Below are 7593 nucleotides of genomic sequence, written 5' to 3' on the forward strand. Positions count from 1 at the left end.
CGGGGATCTGGGGGGCTCGTCTTCGATGGCGGCGGACTGTCTGGGGGTGCGCTGGTCTTCGATGGTGCCGAGCGGTGTGGGGATGTGCGCCGGGCCGAGATTTGCGGGGGTGTCCGCGTCTTTCATGGCGCGAAACATTCAGGGGTGTCGAGGGGGCAACCCGCGTCGCCGTGGGGCGGTCGCGAGCAAGGGAAGGCGACATGCTTCTAGTACTGAGTGACCGCGGCGACTCCACCGTGGACACGGCCCTGCCCAAGATCGAGGCCAGAGGGCTTCCGGTCGTGTGGTGGGACCCGGGCGACTTCCCCTCCGGCGGCCGGGTCACCGTCACCTTCACCGGAGACCGTGCCTCCTACCTGCTGTCCACCGAGGACCTCGTCCTCGACCTGGCCGAGGTGACCGCCGTCTGGGTCAGGCGACCGAACGCCCCTTCGGCCGCCATGAACATGACCGAGCCGACGCAGCGTGCGCACGTCGACCGGGTCTCGCGGTTCTTCATGGCCGGGTTGTGGGACCTTCTTCCCGTTCCCTGGTTCCCCGCGCGCTTCCCCGTCCTGGACCGGGCCCACAACAAGCTCGTGCACCTGGACCGGGCCATCCGGCTCGGCTTCGTCGTCCCCGAGACCGTGATGACGAACGACCCCGCCGCTCTCGTCCCCGCGTACGAGCGGAGCGGGGGGCGGCTGGTCGCAACGCTCTTCGACTCGCACCGGTTCCTGCTGGACGGTCAGGATCACCACGTCCATCCCACCGTGGTGACGCGCAGGCACCTCGCCTCCCGCCATCGTCTCCAGCACGAGCCCGTGATCCTGCAGTCGGACGTTCCCAGGGCCATGAACGTGCGCGTCATAGTCGTGGGCGAGCACGCCTTCGCCGCGCGGGTTGCCGCGCGGCTCGACGCCGGGATCGACGCGCGGGGCCCGCGGGCCGCCCGCGACGATCGGCCGCCCCATGACGACGGCCACATGCTGTACGGCGTGCACCACCTGCCCGCCGACGTCGAACGGCGTTGCCTGGACCTGGCCGCCGACCTGGGCCTCGCCTTCGCGGCCGTCGACCTCATCCTGCGCCCGGACGGCGAATATGTGTTCCTGGAGATCGACCCCAACGGCGAATGGGGCCGGCTGGAGGCCGCCACCGGCCTGCCGATCGGCGATGCCGTGGCCGATTGGCTGGCGACGGCCGCCGAACGTGGAGGAGGCGCGACACAGCGATGAGCACCACGGCGCACCATCAACGCGCCACGGACGCACCGGCAATGCACCGCCCACTCGTCACCGTGAACATCCACCTGGGACCGGGGGCACCCCGCCCCATGTGCAGGGCCCGTCCGGTGGGGCCTACGACGTCCAAGCCCAGCCGGTGATGAGGCGGGACAGCGGCGCGCTCCTGCGTAAGGGGCCGTACGGCTCGATGTAGAGATCGGCGCTCGCGTCCCACAGCCGCTTCGCCACCGCAAGGAGGCGAAGCCACGGCCGGGACGCGCCGGGAGGTCTACTCCGTCGAGTGCCGTCTTGTGCCCGTATCGCTTGATCAGCCCTTCGGCTTCGATCGCGTATGTCATGTCCTGAAGGCTCGCCGCCCCCGCTGGCAGCGGCCTGGCACCCGCCTGGCATGCCTTCGACAGGGGGCGCGACGGAGTCGCGGGAAGCGCGGACCGCGCCGAATTGGGCCTTGTCGGCCCGCATGCCCGGAGCTAACATCCTAACTGTTAGGAAACTTTATTAAAAGAAGGCCGAGTCACTCCGTGTCACGGAGGAGGCGCGGCCGTGAAGACCGCATCGGGAGACACGACCCGATCGCGCGTTCCGGCCCGCCCCCACACCGCCCGTACGCAGGAGACGACCCGACCGGCGCGGGCCCGCCGTCGCGCCCGCGCGTGCGCCGACGTCACGGTCCCCGGTGACCGCCGAGAACCGCCACCGCCGCCCCGTTCCCATGACCATCGCCTCGCGAACGGATGACGCCCATGAAGAAACCGATGACCGCCGCCGCGGCCGTGCTGCTCGCCGCCGCCGGCTCCCTGTTCTCATCAGGTACGGCATATGCCGCGAACATCGCCGTGAACCCCGGGTTCGAGGACGGGCTCTCGGGGTGGATGTGTTCGGCCTCGTCCGGAGCCCAGGCGGTCTCGTCGCCCGTACACGCCGGATCGAAGGCGCTGTCCGCGAGCCCGGCGGGCAGCGACACGGCGCGGTGTGAGCAGACGATCGCGGTGAAGCCGTCGACGTTGTACACGCTGTCGGCGTGGGTGCGGGGGAACTACGTGTTCCTCGGCGCCTCGGGCACGGGGGTGAACGCGCAGACGTGGGCGTCGCCCGGATCGGCGTGGACGCAGCTCACGACGTCGTTCACAACGGGCTCGTCCACGACGAGCGTCGCGATCTACGTCAACGGCTGGTACGGCCAGGGGGCCTACTACGCCGATGACGTGGTGCTTGACGGCCCCGGAGCGGGTCCGTCCCCCTCCGCGAGCCCGTCGGCCAGCGCTTCGCCGAGCCCGTCCGCGAGTCCGTCGCCCAGTCCCTCGCCCAGTCCCTCGCCCAGCCCCAGCGTGTCTCCGAGCGGCCCCCCGCCGGGCGGCAAGCGGCTGCTGGTCGGCTACCTGCACGCGTCCTTCGCCAACGGATCCGGATATGTCCGGATGGCGGATGTGCCGAAAGAGTGGGACTTCATCAACCTGGCGTTCGGCGAGCCCACTTCCGTGACATCGGGCGACATCAGGTTCACCCGCTGCCCGGCGGCCGAATGCCCGAGCGTCGAGAGCGACGCCGACTTCATCTCCGCCATCCGCGCGAAGCAGGCGGCGGGCAAGAAGGTGCTGATCTCGATCGGCGGGCAGAACGGCCAGGTCCAGCTCACCACCACCGCCGCTCGTGACGCCTTCGTCCGGTCGGTCTCCGCCATCATCGACAAGTACGGCCTGGACGGCCTGGACATCGACTTCGAGGGCCACTCGTTGTCGCTCAACACGGGCGACAACGACTTCAGGAACCCGACCACCCCTGTGATCGTCAACCTGATCTCCGCGCTGAAGACCCTCAAGGCCCGGTACGGCCAGGGATTCGTGCTCACGATGGCGCCCGAGACGTTCTTCGTCCAGCTCGGCTACCAGTTCTACGGCCCGGGCCCGAACGGCGCCGCGGACGCCCGCTCCGGCGCGTACCTTCCGGTGATCTACGCCATGCGCGACGACCTGACCCTGTTGCACGTCCAGGACTACAACTCCGGGCCGATCATGGGCCTTGACGGCCAGTACCACACGATGGGCGTGGCCGACTTCCACGTAGCCATGACCGACATGCTGCTCACCGGCTTCCCCGTGGCCGGCGGGACCGTCTTCCCGCCGCTCCGGCCGGAGCAGGTGGCGATCGGCCTGCCGGCCGCGCCGTACGCGGGGAACGGGTTCACCACGGTCGCCGAGGTCCAGAAGGCGTTCGGCTGTCTGGCGAAGGGCGCGGGCTGCGGTTCCTACCGCCCGCATGGCGTCTTCCCCGGCCTGCGCGGCCTGATGACGTGGTCGGTCAACTGGGACAAGTACAACGGCTTCGAGTTCTCGCGCAGCCACCGGGCCTACCTTGACGGGCTCGGGTAGATCCCCGGTTTCGTACAGTCCGGCTGAACGGCGGGCGGGTCGCGATCGATCCGCCCGCCGCCGTCGCCGTCGCCGTCACCGGAAAGCCGTCACCGGAAAGCCGTCACCGGAAATGCGTCACCGGAAATGCGTCACCGGAAATACGTCCGGCCCTCGAACGCGGTGGTGGGACCGGCGACCGGCGCCTCGTCCGTCTCACGCCGTGCCGGCCTCCGCCGGCGAGGCCATGCATTTCCTGGCGAATGTGGCGTCTCGGCGGGCGCGGTAGGCGGCCCAGCGCCGCGCGTCGTGCCTGTCGCTCCGGGACGGGGACAGGAACCCGATCACCATCCCCACGAACGTGGCCACCCCGAGCACGATCCACAAGCGCACCTTCATCACTGCCCCCAATTTAACTCTCTGTAGTTACACTACGACGCTCTGTCGCGGAAATCCCCGAAATCTTCCTTCCCTGAGTGGCCGATATAGCCACCCATCGGGCAGTCTTGGGACCGTTATGGATTACGCGATTCCCACGGGCCTCGTTCTCGTCACCGGTGTGCTCCTTGCTCTCCTGGCACAGCGGAAGGGATGGAAGCCATCCCTCACCGTCGCTCTGGCGGTCGGCATCGGCTTCCGTGTCCTGATCATGGTGCTGTCGGCGAAGGACAGCTGGCAGCCGATCGACTTCGTGAACAGCTTCCGCCCGGCGGGAGAGGCGATCCTCAACCACCGCGACCCCGTGCTTGAGAGCAACGGCGGCTGGCACTTCCTCCCCACGATCCCGTACGTGTACGGACTGCTGCTCTGGTTCGGCATTCCGTGGGAGGTGGCGGGGCGACTGGTGACGGTCGTGTCCGACATCGTGCTCATCCCGCTCGTGGGCAAGCTGGCCGGCGGCTCGACCGAGAGGCTCCGCGCGTTCCAGTACGCGTGCAACCCCCTCGCGATCCTCGTCGCCTCGGTGCACGGCCAGGTCGAGCCGGTCTCGCTGGTGTTCGCCGTCGCGGCGTTCGTCGTGGCCCGGGGCTCGAACGGCTGGACGCTTCCCGAGACGCTCCCGTGGCGGCGGCCGGCCGAGTTCCTGCGCCGCTTCACCCATCCGACGGACGCCGACCGTGCCGCGACCGGGCGTGCCCTGTGGGCGGGCGTGCTCATGGGGATGGCGCTCTGCGCGAAGAGCTGGCCGGTCATCCTGGTCCCGGGCATGCTGATGCTCCTGCCCGGCCTCCGTTCCCGCGTGGTCTCGCTCATCGGTGTCGGTATTCCGCCGGTGCTGTTCCTGCTGACACTGCCGATCGGCGGCTGGACCGCGTGGAACCAGCTTCCCGAGGTGCTCAAGACGATCGGCCTGCGCCCCAGCGACGTCCGTCCGATCACCGGCGACTGGGGCTGGACCGCGGTGCTGAACGGGGGCGACTGGGTGCTCAGCCCCACCTCGCTCAAGATCGGTCAGTACCTCATCTACGCGTCGCTCGTGGCCTGCCTGATCTGGTGGCGCAAGGCGGATCCGATCGACGTCACCATCGCGATCGTCCTGGCCTTCATGATCTTCACGCCGCGGCTCGGCGCGCAGTACCTCATGTGGTTCATGCCGTTCCTGGTCGCCCGGCCCACCCGCTGGGCCTGGCCGGTGATCATCGGCAGCACGGTCTGGGCGGCGATCGGCTATCTCGTGCTCACGCAGTTCACCGGCGCCAAGTGGGGTGAGCTCCACTCGCCGTGGGCGATCAGCTCCATCGTGCTGTTCCCGGTGCTCATCGCGGGCATGCCGTGGAGCCGTCGCAGGGCGCTGCCGACCAGCGCGCCTCAGCACGCGCCCGCGGTCTCGCCGGTACTGCCGGAGCATACGTCGTCCTCCTGACGCGGCCGGGCCGCGCCCGTCACTTGACGATCAGCCGGATCAGGTGGCCGTGGCTCTTGAACCCCGGGCTGTCGCCCTCAAGCACGCCGGTGACGCAGTCGAACACCCCGGGCTCGCGCTGCCGTACGAAGAAGACGGACTCGGCGACCGCGGAGAGCAGGCGGATGGCGTCGCGGTGGATGTGCACGCCCTCCTGGTCGCCGGCCAGCGAGACCGTGACCTCGTAGACGCCGTCCGGGAGGAGCCGCTGCCCGGTGAGCAGCCACGCCGAGCCGCAGGCCCGGCGCAGGTGCGGGAGCAGGTGCACCTCGGGTTCCTCGGTGACCCAGCCGTCGCGTCTCATGCAGTCCAGCAGCTGTCGGACCTCCGGGTCCATGGCCGAGCCGTCCGCGATCCCGGTCTGCCGCTCGTCGATGTCCCATCGCCGCATGGTTCGACCATACGCGTCGCGCCGCCGGGCGGATGGGACGGCCGCCACGCGTCGTACGAGGTCAGACGGTTGTGTCGGGTGCCTTCGAGGGTGACGGCAACCGGCCGGACACGAGTGCGGCCGCCCATTTGCCGTTCGGGTCGCTGTCGACGAGCAGCGCGCGTACGAGCAGGCTGAGGGGGATCGCCAGGAGGGCGCCCAGCGGGCCCAGCACCCAGGTCCAGACGATCAGCGACAGGAACGTCATCGTGGTGGACAACCCGACGGCATCGCCCAGGAACTTCGGCTGGATGAAGGACTGGATCACGACATTGATCGCGATATAGGCGACGATCACCAGGATCATCGTCTTCGGGCCGCCTTCGAGCAGCCCCAAGAGGGCGGGCGGGATCAGGCCCAGGATGAACCCGATGTTCGGCACATAGTTCGTGATCAGCGCGAAGACTCCCCAGAGCAGGGGGAGCGGCACACTCAGGGCGTACAGCGCCACGATGTCCAGCGCCGAGCAGATGGCGCCGAAGATCGTCGAGACGATCAGGTACCGCCTGGTCTTGTGCGTGAAGGTGGTGAACGCCGTGATCAGCGCCGGCCGGTCGGCCCGGGCGGCGTTCATGATGCGCGAGTAGACCGGCGCGTCCAGGCTCATCGCGAGCAGCATGACCACGATGAGGAAGAGGCTGGAGAACACGCCGAGCAGGCCGGAGAAGACGCTCTGCGCCAGCTCGATCAGTTTGCCGAAGTCGATGGACGCGAGGGCCTTGTTGATCTCGGCGCTGCCGTAGCCCAGCTCCGCGGCCCAGCGCTGGAGGCTCGCGATGACCTCGTTGAACTGGTGCGCGTACGTGGGGGCGAGGATGGCGAGCTGGGCCGCCGCGAAACTGAGGATGGCGACCATGCCGAGGAGGACCACCAGCAGGACCAGCAGGGGGACCACGACGAGCATCCAGCCGGGGGCGTTGCGCCGATAGAGCCACTCGCGCAGCGGCGAGACGGCGATGACAAGGGTCAGCGCGAGGATCACCGGTCCGACGATCGACTGGACCGCCTGCATGCCGGCCAGGGTGATGACTGCGGCGGCCGTGCACACCAACACGATGAGAGCCCGGGGAGCGCGCTGTTCAGCCATCTCCCGTTTCTACCTGATCGAGGGACAAAGATCGATCCGCGCCCGTTCGCGAGCACCCGCCCCCGGTACGGCTGTCGCCCGGCCTGTCCCGGCGATTCGCGGCTCGAACACTCTGGGCGAGCTGTTAATCTTGTCCGGTCGGCGCAGTCCGGCGTCTTCCCTCTCCTTCTGCCAGGCGGTTCAGTGGTTCCGCTGGGTGGCTCGAGCATGGGACGGCGTGGGCTAAACTCGACAAGTCTCCTCAAACGATCAGTTCCTGGTCATTCGTTCGCGAAGCGGACAAGGATCTGGTAAGTTGGAGGGGTTGCCCCGGAGACGGGGTGGCTGCGATTCCCTCAGGGTTGCGGGGTTCGGGTCAAGTGTTCCGAAACGGGACGGTTTGACACGGATCGGGCGACACGAGAGAATAGCGGTAAGTGAAGCGAATGTAACGCCCCGGAGCGGATGGCTCGGTTTCGAGTCTGAGGTGATGGTGGTCGCGTCCGTTTCTTGAGAACTCAACAGTGTGCTAAAAGCCAGTGCATGATGCACAACCCCGTCCTTGCCCGCACTCATTGCGGTGTGGGGGGATGGATTCCTTTGGTTGACATTCATGTGAA

General features: G+C 68.4%; 6 protein-coding genes. 3 read left to right on the forward strand and 3 right to left on the reverse strand.

The window, feature by feature from the left end; translation table 11 throughout:
- Positions 1–200 precede the first annotated feature (200 nt).
- On the forward strand, positions 201–1217 hold the full coding sequence (locus AWQ70_RS31425; protein ID WP_067184229.1) for an MvdC/MvdD family ATP grasp protein: 1017 nt from the start codon (positions 201–203) through the stop codon (positions 1215–1217).
- 752 nt (positions 1218–1969) lie between these two features.
- Positions 1970–3595 carry a chitinase gene (locus AWQ70_RS31430; protein WP_067184232.1) on the forward strand — a complete coding sequence of 542 codons (1626 nt, stop codon included), beginning with the start codon at positions 1970–1972 and terminating at the stop codon, positions 3593–3595.
- Positions 3596–3790: 195 nt separating this feature from the next.
- On the opposite strand, the gene AWQ70_RS39415 is transcribed toward AWQ70_RS31430, so the two are convergent.
- Entirely contained in the window at positions 3791–3973 is a 183-nt protein-coding gene (locus AWQ70_RS39415; protein ID WP_157530660.1) for a hypothetical protein, read from the reverse strand.
- Between the two features lie 160 nt (positions 3974–4133).
- Here AWQ70_RS39415 and AWQ70_RS31435 point away from each other — a divergent pair, with 160 nt between their 5' ends.
- The gene (locus tag AWQ70_RS31435) at positions 4134–5438 is read left to right on the forward strand and encodes a hypothetical protein (RefSeq protein ID WP_174552440.1); all 1305 of its coding nucleotides are present in this window, start codon (positions 4134–4136) and stop codon (positions 5436–5438) included.
- Between the two features lie 19 nt (positions 5439–5457).
- On the opposite strand, the gene AWQ70_RS31440 is transcribed toward AWQ70_RS31435, so the two are convergent.
- Positions 5458–5868 carry a hypothetical protein gene (locus AWQ70_RS31440; RefSeq protein ID WP_067184238.1) on the reverse strand — a complete coding sequence of 137 codons (411 nt, stop codon included), beginning with the start codon at positions 5866–5868 and terminating at the stop codon, positions 5458–5460.
- Between the two features lie 61 nt (positions 5869–5929).
- Positions 5930–6994 carry an AI-2E family transporter gene (locus AWQ70_RS31445; RefSeq protein ID WP_067184242.1) on the reverse strand — a complete coding sequence of 355 codons (1065 nt, stop codon included), beginning with the start codon at positions 6992–6994 and terminating at the stop codon, positions 5930–5932.
- Between the last annotated feature and the right edge of the window lie 599 nt (positions 6995–7593).

The sequence above is a fragment of the Microtetraspora niveoalba genome (assembly GCF_001570405.1).
GTDB lineage: Bacteria > Actinomycetota > Actinomycetes > Streptosporangiales > Streptosporangiaceae > Microtetraspora > Microtetraspora niveoalba.